The 18,569-nt window shown below is 59.7% G+C and carries 14 protein-coding genes; 8 read left to right on the top strand and 6 right to left on the bottom strand.

Annotated features, from left to right (window positions below; translation table 11 throughout):
* The first annotated feature begins 221 nt into the window (after positions 1–221).
* On the top strand, positions 222–1,286 hold the full coding sequence (locus tag ACFQDI_RS20040) for a hypothetical protein (RefSeq protein ID WP_377170177.1): 1,065 nt from the start codon (positions 222–224) through the stop codon (positions 1,284–1,286).
* A gap of 63 nt (positions 1,287–1,349) precedes the next feature.
* Here the strand turns inward: ACFQDI_RS20040 and ACFQDI_RS20045 are convergent, their stop codons facing one another.
* Positions 1,350–3,143, bottom strand: a complete 1,794-nt coding sequence (locus ACFQDI_RS20045) for a PP2C family protein-serine/threonine phosphatase (RefSeq protein WP_377170179.1) — start codon at positions 3,141–3,143, stop codon at positions 1,350–1,352.
* 206 nt (positions 3,144–3,349) lie between these two features.
* Here ACFQDI_RS20045 and ACFQDI_RS20050 point away from each other — a divergent pair, with 206 nt between their 5' ends.
* The 3 genes from ACFQDI_RS20050 (at position 3,350) to ACFQDI_RS20060 (ending at position 4,965) form a co-directional block, all read left to right on the top strand.
* The gene (locus tag ACFQDI_RS20050; RefSeq protein WP_377170181.1) at positions 3,350–4,201 is read left to right on the top strand and encodes an MYG1 family protein; all 852 of its coding nucleotides are present in this window, start codon (positions 3,350–3,352) and stop codon (positions 4,199–4,201) included.
* Positions 4,202–4,296: 95 nt separating this feature from the next.
* Positions 4,297–4,551 carry a hypothetical protein gene (locus ACFQDI_RS20055; RefSeq protein ID WP_377170184.1) on the top strand — a complete coding sequence of 85 codons (255 nt, stop codon included), beginning with the start codon at positions 4,297–4,299 and terminating at the stop codon, positions 4,549–4,551.
* A gap of 15 nt (positions 4,552–4,566) precedes the next feature.
* Positions 4,567–4,965, top strand: coding sequence for a PIN domain-containing protein (locus tag ACFQDI_RS20060; RefSeq protein ID WP_377170187.1), 399 nt, complete (start codon positions 4,567–4,569; stop codon positions 4,963–4,965).
* 65 nt (positions 4,966–5,030) lie between these two features.
* On the opposite strand, the gene ACFQDI_RS20065 is transcribed toward ACFQDI_RS20060, so the two are convergent.
* Both ACFQDI_RS20065 and thrS read right to left on the bottom strand, forming a co-directional pair.
* The gene (locus ACFQDI_RS20065) at positions 5,031–5,513 is read right to left on the bottom strand and encodes a hypothetical protein (RefSeq protein WP_377170189.1); all 483 of its coding nucleotides are present in this window, start codon (positions 5,511–5,513) and stop codon (positions 5,031–5,033) included.
* Between the two features lie 18 nt (positions 5,514–5,531).
* A complete protein-coding gene (gene thrS / locus ACFQDI_RS20070; protein ID WP_377170191.1) occupies positions 5,532–7,493 on the bottom strand; it encodes a threonine--tRNA ligase in 1,962 nt (653 codons plus the stop codon).
* A gap of 495 nt (positions 7,494–7,988) precedes the next feature.
* On the opposite strand from thrS, the gene ACFQDI_RS20075 reads away from it, so the two are divergent.
* From ACFQDI_RS20075 to bcp, 4 genes are all read left to right on the top strand, one after another.
* A complete protein-coding gene (locus ACFQDI_RS20075; protein WP_377170193.1) occupies positions 7,989–8,783 on the top strand; it encodes a YebC/PmpR family DNA-binding transcriptional regulator in 795 nt (264 codons plus the stop codon).
* A 23-nt stretch (positions 8,784–8,806) separates the two neighbouring features.
* On the top strand, positions 8,807–10,720 hold the full coding sequence (rho, locus tag ACFQDI_RS20080) for a transcription termination factor Rho (protein WP_377170195.1): 1,914 nt from the start codon (positions 8,807–8,809) through the stop codon (positions 10,718–10,720).
* A gap of 571 nt (positions 10,721–11,291) precedes the next feature.
* The gene (locus tag ACFQDI_RS20085; RefSeq protein ID WP_377170197.1) at positions 11,292–11,873 is read left to right on the top strand and encodes a DUF4112 domain-containing protein; all 582 of its coding nucleotides are present in this window, start codon (positions 11,292–11,294) and stop codon (positions 11,871–11,873) included.
* Between the two features lie 486 nt (positions 11,874–12,359).
* The gene (gene bcp / locus ACFQDI_RS20090; RefSeq protein WP_377170199.1) at positions 12,360–12,836 is read left to right on the top strand and encodes a thioredoxin-dependent thiol peroxidase; all 477 of its coding nucleotides are present in this window, start codon (positions 12,360–12,362) and stop codon (positions 12,834–12,836) included.
* A 74-nt stretch (positions 12,837–12,910) separates the two neighbouring features.
* Here bcp and ACFQDI_RS20095 read toward each other — a convergent pair whose 3' ends face one another.
* From ACFQDI_RS20095 to ACFQDI_RS20105, 3 genes are all read right to left on the bottom strand, one after another.
* Positions 12,911–14,752, bottom strand: a complete 1,842-nt coding sequence (locus ACFQDI_RS20095) for a DUF4209 domain-containing protein (protein ID WP_377170201.1) — start codon at positions 14,750–14,752, stop codon at positions 12,911–12,913.
* A gap of 108 nt (positions 14,753–14,860) precedes the next feature.
* Positions 14,861–17,443, bottom strand: coding sequence for a TIR domain-containing protein (locus tag ACFQDI_RS20100; protein ID WP_377170203.1), 2,583 nt, complete (start codon positions 17,441–17,443; stop codon positions 14,861–14,863).
* A gap of 297 nt (positions 17,444–17,740) precedes the next feature.
* The gene (locus ACFQDI_RS20105; RefSeq protein WP_377170205.1) at positions 17,741–18,223 is read right to left on the bottom strand and encodes a hypothetical protein; all 483 of its coding nucleotides are present in this window, start codon (positions 18,221–18,223) and stop codon (positions 17,741–17,743) included.
* Between the last annotated feature and the right edge of the window lie 346 nt (positions 18,224–18,569).

The following is an 18,569-nucleotide window of genomic DNA, read 5'->3' on the forward strand; positions in this document are numbered from 1 at the left end:
CTCCAGCCCCAAAGGGGCGTCGTATCCAGCCCAGGGCGCAGTGAGGCACGAGCAAGCCCTGGGCTCCCCACGCCAAAGCCGTGGAAGCAAACCCAGCACCCCGCCACACCACGCCAGGTACCAGCAGCGCCTGCACCGAGCCCCGCCCCCACGTCCCCAGCACCTTCCTTAATTCCCCTCTTTAACCTTGCCCCCGCCACACGCCCAAGTGATGCTGATGCATGCGCCGCATAGCCCCTCTCCTCCTCTCTCTGGCCATGGCACTGGAATCCGCCGCATTTCCTGCGGAAGGCTTCGAACCCGAGAACCTCGTGCTCTATCAAGTCGATGAAGTCCTCAGGCAGCGTGTGCCCTCCGTGAATGACCTCGGGAGCTACTACAAGAAGATCGTCGCCGAATGCCAGAGTTTCCTGGCCAAGTCCACCACACCCGCCAATCTCGTGGTCGTCCTCGCTGCCAAACCCGGCGGGCAGTGCAGGTTTTGGTTCATTCCCAGTGCGGCCCAGAACAAGGAACTGAACCTCCCCGGGCTCCAAAAGAGGCTGGAGGCCATACCCGCTCTGGAGGTTTATGGCGGCCCCTTTGCCATGGCCATCCGTGGCAAGATCGCCGGAGGCCTGCCAGCCAGCAAAGAAGAAGCAAACGCAGGCATGCCCATCCCTCAGGAATGGAAGGACGCCATCAAAGAAACGAAGGAAAGAGTCGTGGTTCCCGAAGGCATCCTTGCCATCGTCTGGCCGGACCCTCCCGGCACCGTCGTGGAAAAGCTGCCGTCCACACCCACCGAATATGTCACCCAGATTCTGGAGCCCCTGGGCGGCAAGATCCAGAAGCCCAAGGACTGGTTCTACTCGCAGTCCCAAAAAGGCCCCGCCTACACGTGGACGCTGTCCCGTGAGGACAGCTCAAAAGGCCACTACACCACAGGCGTCCGCATCCAGGCCTTCATCGGCGTCAAAGAGGCCACGGGACAATCTCCCAAAGATTTCATCCTCGACTTCATCAAGTCCAAGCAAACCAGCCCGGACGTGCATGTGCTCGAAACCTGCGAAGAAAAGAACCAGGGCATGTTCACCCGCATGTGCCTGCAGACGGAGGAAGGCCCGCACCACATCCTCTACTCCGTCTTCTGGGGCAATGACCTCGACATGGCCGTGGTCACCATCGCCGGCACCAGCAAGCAGCTCTGGCGCATCTACGCCCCCACCTTCGACAAGATGAACACCTTCGAACTCATCGACATGAAGCGCTTTGCAGAGGAGAAAGAGTCCGGCCCAAAGAAATAGCCCGGCTCTCATTTTCGCATCAGCTCACGTCCGTCGCTGCCACACAGCGGCAGGAGCCCCCCCTCAGACCGGCTCAGGCACCGCTTCTTCATCCAGCGGTGCCTTCTGGTTCTGCTTCTCGCCCTCCAGCCCGCTTTCTCTTTTTTCAGCGCCGAGCACACACGCCATTTCGATGCCCAGGATGCACACATCATCATCGAAGTCACTGCGCTGGGAGTAGCCATGGACTTCGGCCAGCACGGACTGGAAGAGCTCGCCCGTTGGGAAATGGAGGCGTTCATCCACAGCTTTGAAGAGGTCCTCCTGGCTGAAAAGATTGCCCTCCTCATTCTCGACCTCAAACAGTCCGTCGGTGTACAGCATGAGGAGATCTCCGGGAGCCATCGTCGCGCGGGTGGTCGTAAAGACCACATCGGAGAAAAGCCCCAGAGCGCCTGCTCTGCCGTGGAGTTCCAGAAACGTCGTCCGGCCTTCATGCCGCTTGAGATGCAGCGGCGAGGGATGCCCGGCGATGGCGTACTGAAACTCCCCCTTCGCCGCATCGGCGATGACCATCACCCCCGTGGCATACATCGTCGTGCCCGCCTGCTTCAGGATGGAATGCAGCCCATGGTTGATCTGGGTCATCAGGCGGCCAGGGTCCATATCGGAGCCGCTGTGCTGCTCCAGCAGCGCCCGCATCATGCTCGTCACCAGCGCGGCCCGCACACCGTGCCCCATCACATCGCAGATGAAGATTCCCACGCCGGTTTCTGAAACAGGAAAGACGCTGAAAAAATCACCGCTCACCTTTCCGGCTGGCTGATACACGGAAAAGAACTTCAGGGCGCTTTCCGCGACAGGCGCCGACTGCGGCACGCTTGGAAAATGGTCCGGCAGCAGCGCCAGTTGCAGCTCCCGCGCCATCGTCAGCTCCTCCTCCATCTGCTGGTTCTTCGCACTCAGCTCCCGGGTGCGCTCGGCGATCCGCTGCTCCAGCTCGCGGTTCAGCGCCTCCAGGGCTGCCTGCGCCGCGTTGCGCTCGCTCTCTGCACGGTCAATGCGCCTTCCCACCAGCCGTGCCACCTGCGAGATCACAGCGCTGATGATCAGGATGTACAGCAGCGTGGACAGCGCCGAGGCCAGCGCTGGATTCAGCGTCCAGCCCGTGAGGAAGTGCGTGCGCAGCAGGCCCTCCGCCAGCGCCACCAGCACCACGGCCGGCAGAAACCAGCGCAGCAGCACCGCGCGGGTGCTGTCTCCCTGCCAGCCCCTCAGCGGCCAGCACTCCGCCCCGATCGCTGCTATGATGCTGCTTCCCATCAGGATAAACGCCGCCGCCGTGGGCAGCGCAACCGGAATGACGGTGCCGCCATACAGCAGCGGTGTACCATGCAGGTAGCCCAGCACCACCACGCAGCTGACGGCCAGCACCAGAGCCGTCATCGGTCCGGCCCAGAAGCGCAGCCTCACCTTCAGCAGCGCCAGCACAGCCACGGAGATCAGCAGAAAATTCAGCGCCGTGATTGGCGACATCCGGCCCGTTCGCACCGCCCCAAACATCGCCGGATCCGCCACCAGCCATTCCTCCACCCCGAGGCTGATCCCGCTGAAAAACTCAAACAGCTTCCCACCCGCCACCAGGCACACCACCACAATCAGCAGTTCCGCCACCGGACGCCGGAACTTCGGGTGCTCGCGCAGCAGCAGCACCAGGCTTAGCAGTGTAAACGCCAGCGCCGTGCTGGGCGCCATCGGGATGTAGCTCTGGCGGATGCTCGCCAGCACCGCCAGCCCCGAAACCCATCCTATCAGCGTCAGCGCCCCCAGCACGCCCGTCATCAAGGCGCAGACAAAGCTGATTCGGCGATAGATCATCTTCATGACGCTGCATCGGTGCCCGCAGTGGTTGGGTTGCCAGCGCCAGGACCAAACCACCCCTCAGCCAAAACACAATCGGAACCCCGTGTCCCGGCAAAAGCTACACAGCCCCCACCTCACCCAGTGCCCGCTTCCATTCGTCATTCGTCATTGCCCCCATCCCCCGCCACGCCTACAAACCACGCCCCAGCCCCCTTTCCCCCATGCCCCTCTCCCTCATCCTCACCCACCCCGGCGGCTCACATAAAGACGAGCTCCTCGCCTGCTGCCTCCTCGCCGCCGTGCATCGCGTGCCCATCGTCCGCCGCGAGCCCACCGCCGAGGACCTCGCAGACCCCACCATCGCCGTCGTCGATGTCGGCGGCGAGCACGCTCCTGAGCGCCACAACTTCGACCACCACCAGTTCCCCGCCGACACCCCGCCCATCTGCTCCCTCAGCCTCGTGCTTCAGCACCTCGGTCTCTATGAAGACGCCCGCGCCTTCTGCGACTGGCTGGAGCCCGCCGAGTGGTTCGACACCCGTGGTCCCAACACCACCGCCAAATGGCTCGGCGTCACCCGCGAGTCGATGACCAAGCTCACCTCACCCATCGACGTCACCATCCTCCGCCGCTTTGCCAAAGCCAAACGCCTGGAGCCCGGCGAGCCCCTGTGGGAAATCCTCAGCTACATCGGCAGCGATCTCCTCGACTACCTCCGCGACCTCCGCAGCCGCCTCGACTACATCGCCCTGCACGCCAAAATCTGGAACCTCGGCGACCACGAAGTCCTCTTCCTCCCTCGCACAGAACCCCTCCCCGACGAACCCTCCTCCGGCATCGAGCGCTACATCGAAAGCCTCGGCAAAGACACCACCGTCGCCGCTCTGATTTACCCCGACCGCCGCGGCACCGGCTACGGCCTCTCCCGCCACAACGACAGCCCCCTCTACGACTTCACCCGCATCGAAACACAACCCGACGTCCACTTCGCCCACGCACGCGGCTTCGTCGCCAAGACCTCCGCAGTAGAGCTCGACCGCGTGAAGGAGCTGCTGAGTCTGGCGAAGGTGTAGCAGAGTGATAGTTTGGCCTATCCACGTTCTGTCGGTCACGACAAGATTGACGCAAAAGCCTGTCACAAGTAATTTAGTATAAACAGACGTTGCTCATGACCTTTACCGCCGTCCTGCCACCGAACATCAAACTGCCAGAAGAAATGTGGCTGCCCGCTCGTGTGCGTCGGCATGGTCAGTCGCTGGAAATCAGCGCCGATGAGCCTGCCCAAGCCACAACCTTGCCAGACAAGCAAGAGGCTCTCAAGGCATGGCTGTCACGCTGCTCTGCACAGCCGGTGAGCACGTTGAGCGATGAAGACCTCGACGATCTTCGCTGGCAGCATCTGCAAAAAAAACACCAGCTTTGATTCATGCGCATTTTCGTGGACACCAACGTCTGGTTGGATGTGACTCTCAACCGCGCCGGTTTCACTGATGCCTCGGCATTCCTGACTGGATGTGCCGCAAGGAACGATGAACTGTGGATCGCATGGCATACCATCTCGAATGTGGATTACATTCACGCTCGGGCCAAACTCACGACCTCTCAGCGAGAGCAACATCTCCGCGACATGCTGCTGCAGGCCCGCATTTCAGCGACCGACGAAACTGATGTCATGCGAGCGCTGAGCCTTGGCTTGCCGGACTTCGAGGACGCCCTCCAGGTTGCTGCAGCCTTGCGATGCAAAGCTGATGTGATTGTCACCAACAACACCAAGCACTTCATCAACTCCCCAATTCCGACGTTGTCTGTGAGCGAGTTCTTGGTGAAGTTTCCATGAACCATCAAACAGCAGCGCTTACGACTTGGCTCGTTGAGCGCAGCTTCTTGAGCGTGTAGGTGAAATCAATCCACATTTACAAGGCCAAAGTAACGGCGACTCGGTTTGCAAAAAGCAAAACGGTAGAAATGGAAGCAGAGCAAAAGCCCCGCAATCACCATTTCCAGCTGGGAGCTTAGATCGCGCGGGGGGGCACCCGGTAAACCATACAAAATGCTTTCACCCATATTGATCAGGTGAGCTGCTAGTATGACGACAGTGGCCCAATACACCCACGCTTTGCGCACACCAAACACCAAACCAAGACCAGCCACTATGCGAAGGACGTCCTGTGCTGCCGACCAGGGTTGACCGAACCAAAGCGCCCACCCCTGCTCCCTAAAAATCTGGACCTCAAGATACGAGATAACCACCGTGGACACCAGAATCATTGCGAGGGCCCACCTTACCGAAGGTGGGCGTTTGGCACTAGGCTTTGATGCTTGGTCAACCAGCACTTTCGCCTGCGGAGGAGCGTAAGGATTATGACGTTCTTCAAGCTCCTTCACACAAGCTACTCGTTAAACTTACAATCTCCGCTCCTTCACCTCGCTCGTGATCTCCGCAATGAAGTCATCAATCGCCTTCACACCCAGATCACCCTTCTTGCTGTGGCGCACCGCCACGCTCTGCGCAGCGGCTTCCTTCTCACCAAGCACGAGCATGTAGGGAATGCGGTCCAGCTGGGCCAGACGGATCTTGGCGCCGATCTTGTCCGCGTCGTTGTTCAGCGTCACACGCAGGCCGGCGTCCTTGAGCTTGGCGTACACTTCATCGGCAAAAGCGTCCACCTTCTCGCTGATGGTGAGGATGCGCACCTGCTCAGGGGCAAGCCAAGTCGGGAAATGTCCGGCAAAGTGCTCGATCAGCACGCCGCAGAAGCGCTCCATGCTGCCAAACGGCGCACGGTGGATCATCACTGGGCGATGCGGTTTGTTGTCCGCGCCATTGTAGGACAGGTCAAAGCGCACCGGCAGCACGTAGTCCACCTGCACAGTGCCCAGCTGCCACTCGCGGCCGATCACGTCCTTGATCACAAAGTCGATCTTCGGCCCGTAGAAGGCAGCCTCGCCAGGCTCTTCGGTGAAGGGCACGCCCAGCGTCGCGGCCGCCGTGCGGCACGCCTCTTCCGCAGCATCCCACTTGGCAGGATCTCCGGTAAACTTGCTGCTGTCAGGATCACGCAGGCCCACGCGCACGCGATAGTCGTGCATGCCCAGCGTGTTGAGCACGATCTTCACGAGGCTCAGGCAGCCCAGCACTTCCTTCGCCACCTGATCTTCCGTGCAGAAAAGATGCGCATCATCCTGCGTAAAGCCACGCACGCGCGTCATGCCATTGAGCTCACCGCTCTGCTCCCAGCGATACACCGTGCCAAACTCGGCCAGTCGCACGGGCAGGTCTCGGTAGCTGCGCGGCTGGCTGGCGTAGATCTTGATGTGGTGCGGGCAGTTCATCGGCTTCAGCAGGAAGCCGTCGAGCAGCTGGTCATCCGGCATCACGCGATCCTCCGGCACCACTTCCTTGCCGGCACGCTCGTTGAGCTGCTGACGCAGGCGGGACGACACAGCACCCAGGCGCTCCATCACCTCGCAGCAGCCACAGCCTTCCTTGATCACCTTGGCCAGGTCATCATTCTCAATCACGGGCGCAAACTGGCTGTCCTTGTAGTAGGGGAAATGGCCGCTCGTCTTGTACAGCACCGTCTTGCCGATGTGCGGCGTGAAGACCTGGCTGTAGCCCTGCTTGCGCAGCTCTTCGCTGATGAAATTTTGCAGCTCCTGGCGCAGGATCGCCCCGTTCGGCGTCCATAGGATGAGCCCCTGCCCCACGTCTTCATCAATGTGGAAGAGCTTCAGCTCACGCCCCACCTTGCGGTGGTCGCGCTTCTTCGCCTCCTCCAGTTGCACCAGGTGCTGGTCCAGCTCCTCCTTGCTCGGGAAAGCCGTGCCATACAGGCGCTGCAGCTGCGGCTTCGTCTCGTCGCCCATGTAGAAGGCGCTCGCCACCGACATGATCTTCACGTTCTTGCACTTGGACGTATAGCCCACGTGCGGCCCCGCGCAGAGGTCGATGAAGTCGCCGTTCTGGAAGGTCGAGATCTGCTCGCCTTCAGGAATCTTTTCCAGCAGGTCCAGCTTGAAAACACTCGGATTCCCCGGACGCTCCGTCAGGCCGCCCAGACGGCCGGACTTCGCCAGCGCGATCGCTTCTTCGCGGCTCACGCCCTTCCATTCAAACTTCTGGTTCTCCTTGGCGATCTTCTTCATCTCCGCCTCGATCTTCTCAAAGTCGTCCGGCGTGATGCGGTGATCCGGCAGGTCAAAGTCGTAGTAGAAGCCATTCTCCACAGGCGGCCCGTAGGCAAACTGGGCGTTCGGCCACAGGCGCAGGATGGCGGTGGCCATCACATGGGCACAGGAGTGGCGCAGGCGGTCGATGTCAGACATCTGAGCGCGTTCTTCGAGGGTCTTTCGGGCTTCGGACATGGTTGTAAAGTAGGGCCGTGTCCATGCCTCAGGACGCAGTAAGATTCAAGGTGATAACGATCCGCAGCTCAGTCACGCTCGTTCCTCTCCCCAGACACAGCTCCTCGCAGGTGCGGTCGCGCACCTCCGGGCAGCCTTCTTTTCGCAGCATGCAGGTCCGCTCCCCACCGGCTCCCGCAGTCATACCACACCCCGGCATCATCATCGCTGTGTCACAGCCAACACTCAGTCCCCTCACTTTTCCCGCCCCGAAAAAAAACCTTGCATCCTGCCCCTCCATCCAGCACACTCCATCTCGTTCCAAGTTCTCTCAACTTGGTGAACACTTGGTGTTGTCCCCGGCAGGATTGCCGAAGTTTCCCCAGCCTTGGTGCTGATGAAACGCGACCCCGCACTCGCTGCGTGGCCGTCATTCCTGCAAGAGCTCACCGCGGCAATGCCGCTTTCCCCCACATTCCCCCAAACCACACCGCACGGAAGGCCGCCGTCATTGTCATGGCCGCATCCGTTCGCGGCATTCCCCAAGACATCGCTCTCATCATGGCAGGCCACAACAAATGGTCCAAAATCAAGCGTGGCAAAGCCATCACGGATGCCAAGCGCGGCAATGCCTTCAGCAAGCTCTCGAAGGAAATCACCCTCGCAGCCAAGCACGGTGGTGGCAACATCGACATGAATGCCCGCCTCCGCAGCGCCGTCCTCGCGGCACGCGCCGCCAACATGCCCAATGACAACATCGACCGCGCCATCAAAAAAGGCACCGGCGAGCTCGGCGGCGCTCAGATCGAGGAAGTCCTCTACGAAGCCTATGCCCCCGGCGGCGTCGCCATGATGATCGAAATCGTCACCGACAACCGCAATCGCAGCTTCAACGACATCCGCGTCCTCCTTTCCAAAAACAGCGGCACCCTCGCAGACTCCGGCAGCGTCGCCTACATGTTCCAGCGCCGCGGCGAAATCCGCCTCGACAAAGCCGCCGCCACCGAAGACCAGATCATGGAGACCGCCCTCGACGCAGGCGCCGAAGACATCCAGGAAGACGGCGACGAATGGATCGTCTACACCGCCACCGACCAGCTCTTCCAGGTCAATTCCGCCCTCCGCGAAAAAGGCCTCGCCTCCCGCTCTCAGAAGCTCATTTACCAGCCTCAGACCACCGTCACCATCAGCGACGTGGAAACCGCGAAATCACTCATCCGTCTCTACGACGTCCTCGACGACTACGACGATTCGCAAAACATCCACGCCAACTTTGAAATCGACGACGCCATTGCCGATCAGCTCGATTAATCACCTCCCCTTTCCTCCCGTTTATGTCTGACGAAACCACAGCCGAGCTCGAAGCTCCCAAAACCAAGCGCAAAGCCCCGGCCAAAAAAGCAGCGGTCAAAAAAGCCGCCACCAAAGCCAAAGCCGAGCCCCTCGTGGAAATCGCCGCCGCAGAAGAAGCCGCGCCTCCTGCGAAAAAAGTCTCTAAAGCTAAGGCCAAAGCCGCCCCCGCAGCCGAACCCGTGGTCGAAGTCGCCCCCGTCATCACAGAACAGGAAGCCCCCGTCGCCGCCAAGCCCAAGGCCAAAGTCGCCCGAAAGACCGCCAAGAAAAAGGCCGACTCCGCCGAAGCCGCCCCCGAGCTCAATCTTGAGATCACCGCAGCCCCGGCTCCCGCCCCCGCAGAAGCCCCCGCCACCCTCGTTCAGGAGGCCCCCGCCCCGGTCGCCGAAGCTCCCGCACCCGTCGCAGCCCCCGCTCCAGCAGCCGCACCCCAGCCCACGGCACCTGCCGCCAATCCAGAAAGTGCCGAAGACTCCGAAGGCGACGACGAAGCCGAAGGCAGCAGCCCCGCCACCGAGCCCAATGGCCTACCCCGCTACACCGTCATCGGTGAAAACGGCCAGCCGCGCCCCATGACCGCCAAGGAGCGCCGCAAAGCCAAGTTCGAACGCTGGAAGCAGCGTCGCGCCGAGCGCGATGCCCAGCGCCGCTCCGGCGCCCCCTACACCCCCAATCCCAATGGCAACCGCGACGGCGGCAATCGTGATCGCGACCGCGACAACGGCTCCCCCCAGCAAAACGCCCAGGGCGGCCGCAACTACGAGCCCGAGCCCCCCGTCCCCCTCGGCCCACCGGAGCCCGCCAACGGCATCCTCGAAATGTCCCCCAAAGGCTACGGCTTCCTCCGCCGCCGCGAGCTCTCCTTCGCCCAGCACCCGCAGGACGCCTTCATCGCCCCCGAGTTCATCCGCAAATACGGACTCCGTGAAGGCATGCAGATCGTCGGCGTCCAGTGCAAAGGCGCACGCGGCCCCCAGATCACCGAAGTCACCGAGGTCAACGGCCGCAATCCCCTCGCCATGCGCGACATGCCCCTCTTCGAGGAGCTCAAGGCCGTCAACCCCAACAAGCGCTACCAGCTCGAAACCGTCAAAGACCGCCTCACCACCCGCGTCATCGACATGATGACCCCCGTCGGCCGCGGCCAGCGCGGCCTCATCGTCGCCGCACCCCGTGCCGGCAAGACCACCATCCTCCAGCACATCGCCGAGGCCGTCGTCACCAATCACCCCGGCACCCACCTCATGATCCTCCTCGTCGATGAGCGCCCCGAGGAAGTCACCGAGTTCAAGCGCATCCTCCCCCAGGCCGAAATCTACGCCAGCAACAACGACCAGGACGTCAAGAGCCACACCCGCATCTCCACCTTCGCCATCGAGCGCGCCAAGCGCCTCGTCGAATGCGGAGAGCACGTCTTCATGCTCATGGACTCCATCACCCGCATGGCCCGTGCCTTCAACAACACCGCCAAATCCGGGGCCGTCATGAGCGGCGGTGTTGGCGTCGGCGCCCTCGAAATCCCCCGCCGCCTCTTCGCCGCCGCGCGCAACACCCGCACCGCCGGCTCCCTCACCATCCTCGGCACCGCCCTCGTCGAAACCGGCACCCGCATGGACGACCTCATCTTCCAGGAGTTCAAAGGCACCGGCAACATGGAGCTCGTGCTCGACCGCAAGATCGCCGAGCAGTTCGTCTTCCCCGCCGTCAACATCTTCAAATCCGGCACCCGCCGCGAAGAGCTCCTCCTCCAGACCTTCCAGCTCGACAAAATCCACATGCTCCGCCGCGGCCTCGCCGGCCACAAGCCCGTCGAAGCCATCCAGCGCGTCATCTCCCTCCTCGAGCGCTACCCCAGCAACGCCCAGATGCTCGTCGATCTGCCCAGCAAATCGTAGCATCCAGGTCCAGCACCCATCCTCCCCCAGTCCGGGCTTTCCCATCCGCCACCCAGGCGAAGCGGAAAGCCCGTTCTGCTTTTCCCCCACCGCAGTCCCTCGCTCATTCCGCGGCTTCGCAGCATCCCCCATAGGGACTGCGGTCGCGCAGCTACCGCCTTCCGCAGGCCGGTTCAGCCTACGCACACCACCTCACACTCAAACGCAGCCCGCACACACCCGCCCACCTGCCCGGCCTACCCTGCCACGCGCAGTAGAAACAAAATCCAATCCACGTTTAAAGCCGTCGCGCGCGATCCTCCACAGCGCACCGCGAACGCGTCAGCGTTCTGGCGGAGAGGGATCGTCCCGATCCCTCACGCTCTCACATCGTCCGGCATACTCGCCCATCCAGCCCCCAAACCGAGAGATCAAGTCGATCCCCCTCCGTCAGCAGACCTGTGTTCAACGGCAAAGGCATCCGTCCCATCCCAGTGGCACAGTCCTTGCACCCACCAGACCCGCTCCTCCCCTTCCGCATCCAGCCCCCATTCCCCGTTGCCCCCGCCCGTCCCCCCACGTATCCCCTCCCATGCCAGCTCCCGCCCGTGACCTCAAAGTGGACACCGTCCTCCCGCCCACGCAGCCAGAGATCAACCCCATCGCCGCCCAGCTCGCCTCCAGCAAAGACCCCGCCGGCAACGCCGCCGCACGCATCCTCTCCAAATACCTCGACGAACTCCTCCGCGTCCCCGGCACAAACGTCCGCTTTGGGCTCGATCCCATCCTCGCCCTCATCCCCGGCGTCGGCGACACCGTCGCCTCCAGCGCAGGCGTCATCATCCTGTTCGATGCCCTCCGCTCCGGCATCCCCATTCCCGTCTTCCTTCGCATGGCCCTCAACATGGGCACCAATTTCCTCATCGGCCTCGTCCCCGGCGCCGGAGCCCTCGCCTCCGTCTTCTTCAAATCCAACACCCGCAACTTGAAACTCCTCCTCGCCTGGCAGGCCGGGCATCGTCACACAGTCCGGCGCAGCACCCTCCACTACTACACCGGCATCCTCATCCTCCTCGCCATGGTCCTCGGCTTCATCCTCACCGCCTGGGCCGTCTACACCTGGCTCTTCTACTCCGCCGCACAGGCCGTCCTCCACGCCCTCGGCTTCAGCTGAGCCAAGCCCCCGAAAAGTACGATGGGCACTCATGCCCGTCGATCAACGCTTTCGCATCCCCCACGCCAACGCACCAGCAAAACCTCCGCAGTACGATGGCCATTGCCTCACTGCGCTCGCCCTCCGCGCAGCCTCAGGCTGGCCACCTGCGCCACGCTCCGGTTGCTGCCCGTCGCCCAGCGCCCTAAGACCACCCCACGCTCCCTCAGCACCACAGGCCAGCTTCGCAGCCCACCCCAATAACCATAAAGCAGTATAAAATACCATCCACTCACCACGCTGCCGCCAGTCATTCACCACGCATGCAAAAGAAAGAGCCGCCCCTCTCCGCCGCATTGACTTCCACCCAACCCACAATCACCAATCCCCGCCGCACACCACATCCTTCCTATTCCGCCTGTCTGCCCCAATGCCCCCCCTCCTGACCATCTCCCACAGCAAATCATAAATCATAAATCGTAAATCATAAATCCCCCCTCCCTCCCCATGCCCCGCCCCGCCCTCCACACCCTCGCCCCCGACTTCACCGCCCCCGTCATCGGCGGCAGCTACAAAACTGAAACCACCCTCACCCTCAGCCACCTCCGCGGCCACAAAATCGTCCTCTACTTCTACCCCAAAGACGACACCCCCGGCTGCACCACCCAGGCCTGCGCCCTCCGCGACGCCTGGTCCCAGATCCAAAACAAAGCCCACCTCTTCGGCATCAGCACCGACCCCATCAAGCGCCACGCCAAGTTCATCGAAAAACACACCCTCCCCTTTCCCCTCATCGCCGACGAAGACCACCACATCGTCAACGCCTACGGCGTCTGGGTCGAAAAATCCCTCTACGGCAAAAAATACATGGGCACCGAACGCACCACCTTCATCCTCAGCGAGACCGGCCACATCACCACCCTCCTCGAAAAAGTGAAACCCGCCGAGCACCTCCAACAAGTCCTCGCCGCACTCACTTTATAGCTCTTGGCCTTTACTGGGAGCGCCGATTTTCAATCGGCTTCACAAATGCAAATCCTTAGCTCTTATTATTCCGGTCAATCACTCCCGTCTTCATTGCTGGAGTTATTTCCAGCCGGTTCAATGAACTCCTGCTTAACTAGTGGAATAACGCAAAGACGAAGGAGAAGCCACCACAAAAGCTGTGTTGCCGGTGAATAACAGTCCCCGTCTGCCAATAGGCCATGAGCGAGTCGGTTGCGCAGGTTTGATCCGAATTCTTCAGTCAAAATACAACGTAGTTCAAAAAGGTGTCCTTCGCCAAGCAGTTCGGTTGTTTCCGGCAAGGATAACAGCTTGTCGAGAATTCGAACCTCCTGAATCAGTTTGTTATCCAGCTTTGAGGTAATCACGTTATGCCTGTCCAATAAATAGCGGATAGAATTCTCAACTTGCGGCACAAGATAGTAGGCTGCTGCATGCCAGTCCCCTTCAAATCCTGCATGAAAACCACGAGCAAAACTAAATTCGTGGCCATGCGGGATGAAAGGCTGATTCTCAATGAGAAAACTCAGGTCACCGATTCGAGGGTGATGCTCACGCCAAATCTGCATCCGGCACGGGTCAATGTAAGACTGCACACGGAATGGCAAATGAAGCATTGCTGCTTGATGGATCATTTCCGTCCAGACAGCAGACTGATACTGCTGAGGATCGTTCGTAAACATGCTTGGACGACATCCGACGACGCGGCCATCTCTTTCGACTTTCGATGAACCAATCATCGCTAAAAGGGGATTTTCATTAGCCATCTTTTCGATGCTTTTCCGATGAGAAATAACATCAATGACATCCACACCGGAAATCATAAGAAGAATCGATTCCGGAAATGACCGACCTTCCACATGTTTTCTCGCCTGCTCTTGAATTGGAGTGATTTCGACTTGCGGTCCAAATGACCCCATCTCTTTGTGAACGTGCTTTTGATGCTCTAAAAGCATCCGATGAACTTCATCAATTCTTTCTTTGGGAGCGTTGGCTCGACGCAACGCCTCAACTGCATGGGACAGGTGCGAAGAGGATGCCATGAAGCTTGGGTTTGCGCTTTTAATCGCCGCCTCCGCATCGAGAACGTGTGTTTCTGCTGCTCGGATTGCACATCGCTGATGCTCAATATTTTTTCCTTCAATTCGGTACAGGTCTGCCGCAAGCTTCCAGTATGAGAGAGAGAAAGCAGAGGAGATATTTGCCTCGAAACGCTCAGCAATGGATTCAGAAACTTTCGCATTCGCCAGCGAATCACCATGAGCATATTTTTTTAAAATCCCCAGCAACTTGCTACAGCATAGACCCGATTCGGTTGGCGCAAACTTGGCTATTAATTCATCTGCATACTGCATTACATCTTGAAACGGTTTCTGCTTCCGTCCAAGCCTAAAGGCTAGCTGAGCAGCCCGTTCGACGTCGCTAATAAAAAAGAACCAATCTTCGCAGCTCTCGCGAAGTCGTGCAGTATCAAGGTAGGCATATGCCGCCACTTGAACTTGGACATGATCAAACTTTAAAACGGAAGAAACATCTGCAAAATGCGCTTTAATTTCGGTATTCCCCACGACTGTTGCAAGTTTTGCGAGGACTAAAGCGCTATCTTTCGTAAAGTCTTCGAGTGCCGCGCTTCGGCTTGTCGAGGTCGAATAACGCGGACTAAATGGAATCTCAGTTGATTCGAAGTTAGGAGACAGTGAAGTAATTGCCGCGAGAAATGAAAAAACACGCTCGCCAAGCTTATCGCCTGCGTCGTGCAACGCCAATGCCTTTTGATACAAAACACCCGAAGCAGTATCCCGACCTGGCAAATTGGAATCGATTTTATCCAGTATCGATTGCCAATCATACTTTTGAACTTCATCGAAGGTGACGTGGAATACCTCAGCGTTCATTTCAATTCCTCAATTAGCATTTCACGTAAAATTTTTAACGGCATCAGTTTTTTTAGAAGCAATACAATATTCGACATTTACTAACTTACTATACAATTAGAATGGAGTTCAGTCGACCACATCATTTTCGCACAATTTCAGCGCCGCTTGAGCACCCGCGAGATCAGGCGAACCAAGGCGAGTGAAGATTTCCACTGCCCGATGTGCGTAGGGCAGTGCAGCAGCCTTACTTCCTTGCCGTGCCAAGGCCACGGCGATGCGACGACTGTCCATGGCAATCAATTCTAGGCGCCCCACCTTTTCGGATAAAGCCAGAGACTCACGAGCAAGCCTCTCAGCCAGCGGCCAGTCCTCGCGTGTCATCGCCAGCAGCGCCAGATTGCCCGTGCAATATGCTACTCCCTCAGCGTAGCCAGCCACATTGGCTACATGTAGAGCTTCTCGAAAATCTCGCTCTGCGGCTTCGAGATCACCAGAGAGTTGCTCGACACTTGCCAGAGAATTTAAAGCAAGTGCTACATCCTCGCTAGCGGTGGCCAAGCTGCGAAACAGCTCCACAACTTGGTGATAGGCGGCGATTGCGGCGATGTAATCCTTTTGTAACTCCAGTCCAATGCCACGGAGACGAAGAGCGAAGGCGCGCACGCGAATGCCTTCCCGCCTGGCGTCGCATGTCGGAAAGGCCTTCTGCCAATGTGATGCTGCTCGGTCCGCGCAAGCTGAGACTGCCTCCGCCTGCTCGTGCAGACGATGAACCCAGCCTGCCTGGTACGCCCGCCAACCAGCCCATTGATAATCACCCGCTGCAATAGCTCTAGCCTCTGCCTGCGTTCCGAGGGCAAGCCATTCATCCCAGCGGCCGGTAAAATCTAAGAAGTCATCAAGCGCAAGGCACACTCTTTGTAGCCGATCATTCGGTCCAGCTAGGAAAAGCGGCAGGGCCGGGGCAATGCCCGGCCAAGCAGTCTCCAGCGTGGGAAAGTTGCCGTGGTTTCGAAAGCCGTTTTCCAAGATAAGCGTCAATGCGCGCTGCTCCAGACGATTCCCTGTAGCGGCGATGACTTCGGGCTTATGTTTCCTCAGGAAATCTGCCACCAGAGGCACGAGGCTGAATCTTTGTAACTCCGTACTAGGAATGACTAGTGAGCGGTTGGCGAGGCTTCGCAGGGCACGGTCTATTTCAATTTCACTGAAACTTTGCCCCTTTATCGCATCGTCCGTGTCTACGGGCATCGGCTTTTTCAACGCGTGGTAGAAAGCGGCACGCGCAGCAGTCCTTTCTTCACGTTCTGCAGGCATGGGATTCACCAATGCAGCAATGTGCTCTACACTCACCGCCAGCGTGAAGAACGTAAGCGCACAAAGCGCCAGCGTCTCTGCGACGCTGAAGTCGGCAGCCAGGTCACCAAACACAAACTCTAGCGGATCATTCCCCTTCGGACAGGAACGCAGGTACTCGATGGCATCCGTAAATGTCAGGCAGTGCCCACGCCCAATCTGCCCCGCCGTCCAGCGCAGCAGCAGCGGTGCACCACCCGTCTCGCGATAAAGCACTAGCCGCTCCGCCTCGCTCGTCTTCGCTAGCTCGCGGTTGTGCGTAGCCAATTCCGCCAGTGTCGCCAGAGCAGCATCCTCGTTCAGCTTACCCAAGATCAACTCCTCCGCACCAGAGCCGATACGCCCTCGGCAGGTAAGAATGGCCTTGCAGCCAGCAGGCAGTCGTTTGACGAAGGTAAAGACAATGTCCCGCTCCTTTTTCAGCAGGCTCTCCAAATTGTCCAAAATCAGCAGCGCGCGACTGCCGCGTAGCGCCTCCAGCAGCAAGAGCGGTCGCTGCTCCTCCGCCTGCTTCAGAATGTCATCACGCCCCAACTCACGCGCCAGCTCACCCAGCAACTCCGTGAGGCCGCTAAGGATGAAGCCGCTTAAATCCCGCAGGCCCTCATCATCCAGCTCACGCGATTTCAGGGACACAAAAACGATGCGGTCAAACGCCCCCGGCTTCACGCTGAAGGCCGCACGCACCGCCAGCGACGTCTTGCCCATGCCCCCCGGCCCATCAATCAGCGCCCCCCAGGTCCGCGACTCCGGCTCCAGCGCCACCGCAATCTGCCCCAGTTCCTCCTCCCGCCCAAAGAACGGCTGCAGCGCCGGAAGGTTGTGAGGAATAGAGAATGGAGGAGAACCGGGAAAGGCAGGCGGAGCAGCAGTCACGCCAGCGGGTGCGGCGGCCACAGCAGCGGGAGGAAAGCCAGGAGCGCTGGCAGGCACAGCACGCTTATGATCCAGCCGCTCCATCAAACGAGCACGAGCCTTCTCCTCAGTGAGACCCACAAGATCAATGTACGTACGCCCCCGCAACAGCCCATCCGGTTTGAAATCCGCCACCCGCACGCAAACAAGCACACCCTTCTCTCCCGTTGGATCATCCGCAAAAGCCGCCTGCCACTCCGGCTGGCAGAAGCCCGACTCCATATACGCCGGACTCAGCACCGCGATCACACGCGCGCTCTGCTGCAACGCACGGTGCATGTCTCCCGGAAACACCCCTCCCGACTTAAAGTCCCAAGCCTGAATCAACGTCCGCTGCCCCGCCTGCTCCAATTGCCACGCGATCCATTCCGCCCAGCCTTGGTCCACACCCGTGTAACTGATGAAGAAATGAACCTTGTCGGATGAAGTGCCGGTCATAAGCGAATGACTATTCGAAAGCGGTGCCCATGCACCTCCCGCCACAAAAGCGACACCTAGCCTTTTGGCTAGGCAATTTTCGGGGTTCTGTGCCAAAGGCAGCGATCCTGCCTTTCCGCCATTCAGCTCATCCATTCCATTGCCAATCATCCCCCTCCACCCCGCCTAGAGTGGCCAAATCCAGAATCACCTTCAACATCCGTCGATTCCACGAAACCTCTGTGTCCATCGTGCCTTCCGTTCATTCCGTAGGCACTCCCTCCGGCTCCCACCTCCGCCATACTCAGCGGTGAAAATTCAGTTCTTCCCTGTGTTGCCGCCCTCCCCTCTCGCATCAAACGGCAGATCCCCCGCATAATCAGGAACCAGGACCTCATAGTGCACACGCCGCGTCATCGGATCCAGCACGAACTCCCAGGCATTGAAGTCGCTGTGCGCCCATAGCACCCAGGTGTCTGCATACCGGTCCTTAGGCACCGCATAAGCCAGAGTTCCCCGGTGCAGCGATCCATCATCCTCCACATGCTCAATCATCCGCGTCAGACCGTTCACGCGAATGAACTCCTGCACATCCGCATCCGACTTCAACTCAATCGTCCCCGCATACTCCACCTCCGTCGGATGCTCCACCGCGCTCATCACCGCACCCGCCGGAACCTTCACCCCCGTCATCCTCGCCATCTCCTTCCAGTCCGCAGGGCGTGCAGGCCAAAACAACGCCAGCACCACCGCACCTAAAAGCACCAGCGCAATAAGACAGCCTCGGGGGGTTGGGTTCATAGAGTCAGAAAAAGAACCGGTTCACGCACGCATGCCACCATCATCGCGACCCACCCACCGTCAACAGCCCCTTCCCCCTCATCCCTTTTTCCTCCGTTTTTTGCGCCTTTTGCGGCCACCTCTCCGGCCTCTCCAAAAACCACGGTGATCAGTCGCTCGGACACTCCTTGTATGATGGGGTTGTTCTGCAATCGTGATTGCGGCTAAGCTGGCCGCAGTCTGGATGCTGCGGCAGGCTGGCCCTTTACACCAACCTGCCGCAGAGCGTTCCGGGGAGCCTGCGGGCACTCAAGGCCCTTGGAGGCCGTCGGACAGCAAAGCACCCGGGACGCCAGAACAGACGGTA

It is taken from the genome of Prosthecobacter fluviatilis (assembly GCF_042655725.1).
Lineage (GTDB): Bacteria > Verrucomicrobiota > Verrucomicrobiia > Verrucomicrobiales > Verrucomicrobiaceae > Prosthecobacter > Prosthecobacter fluviatilis.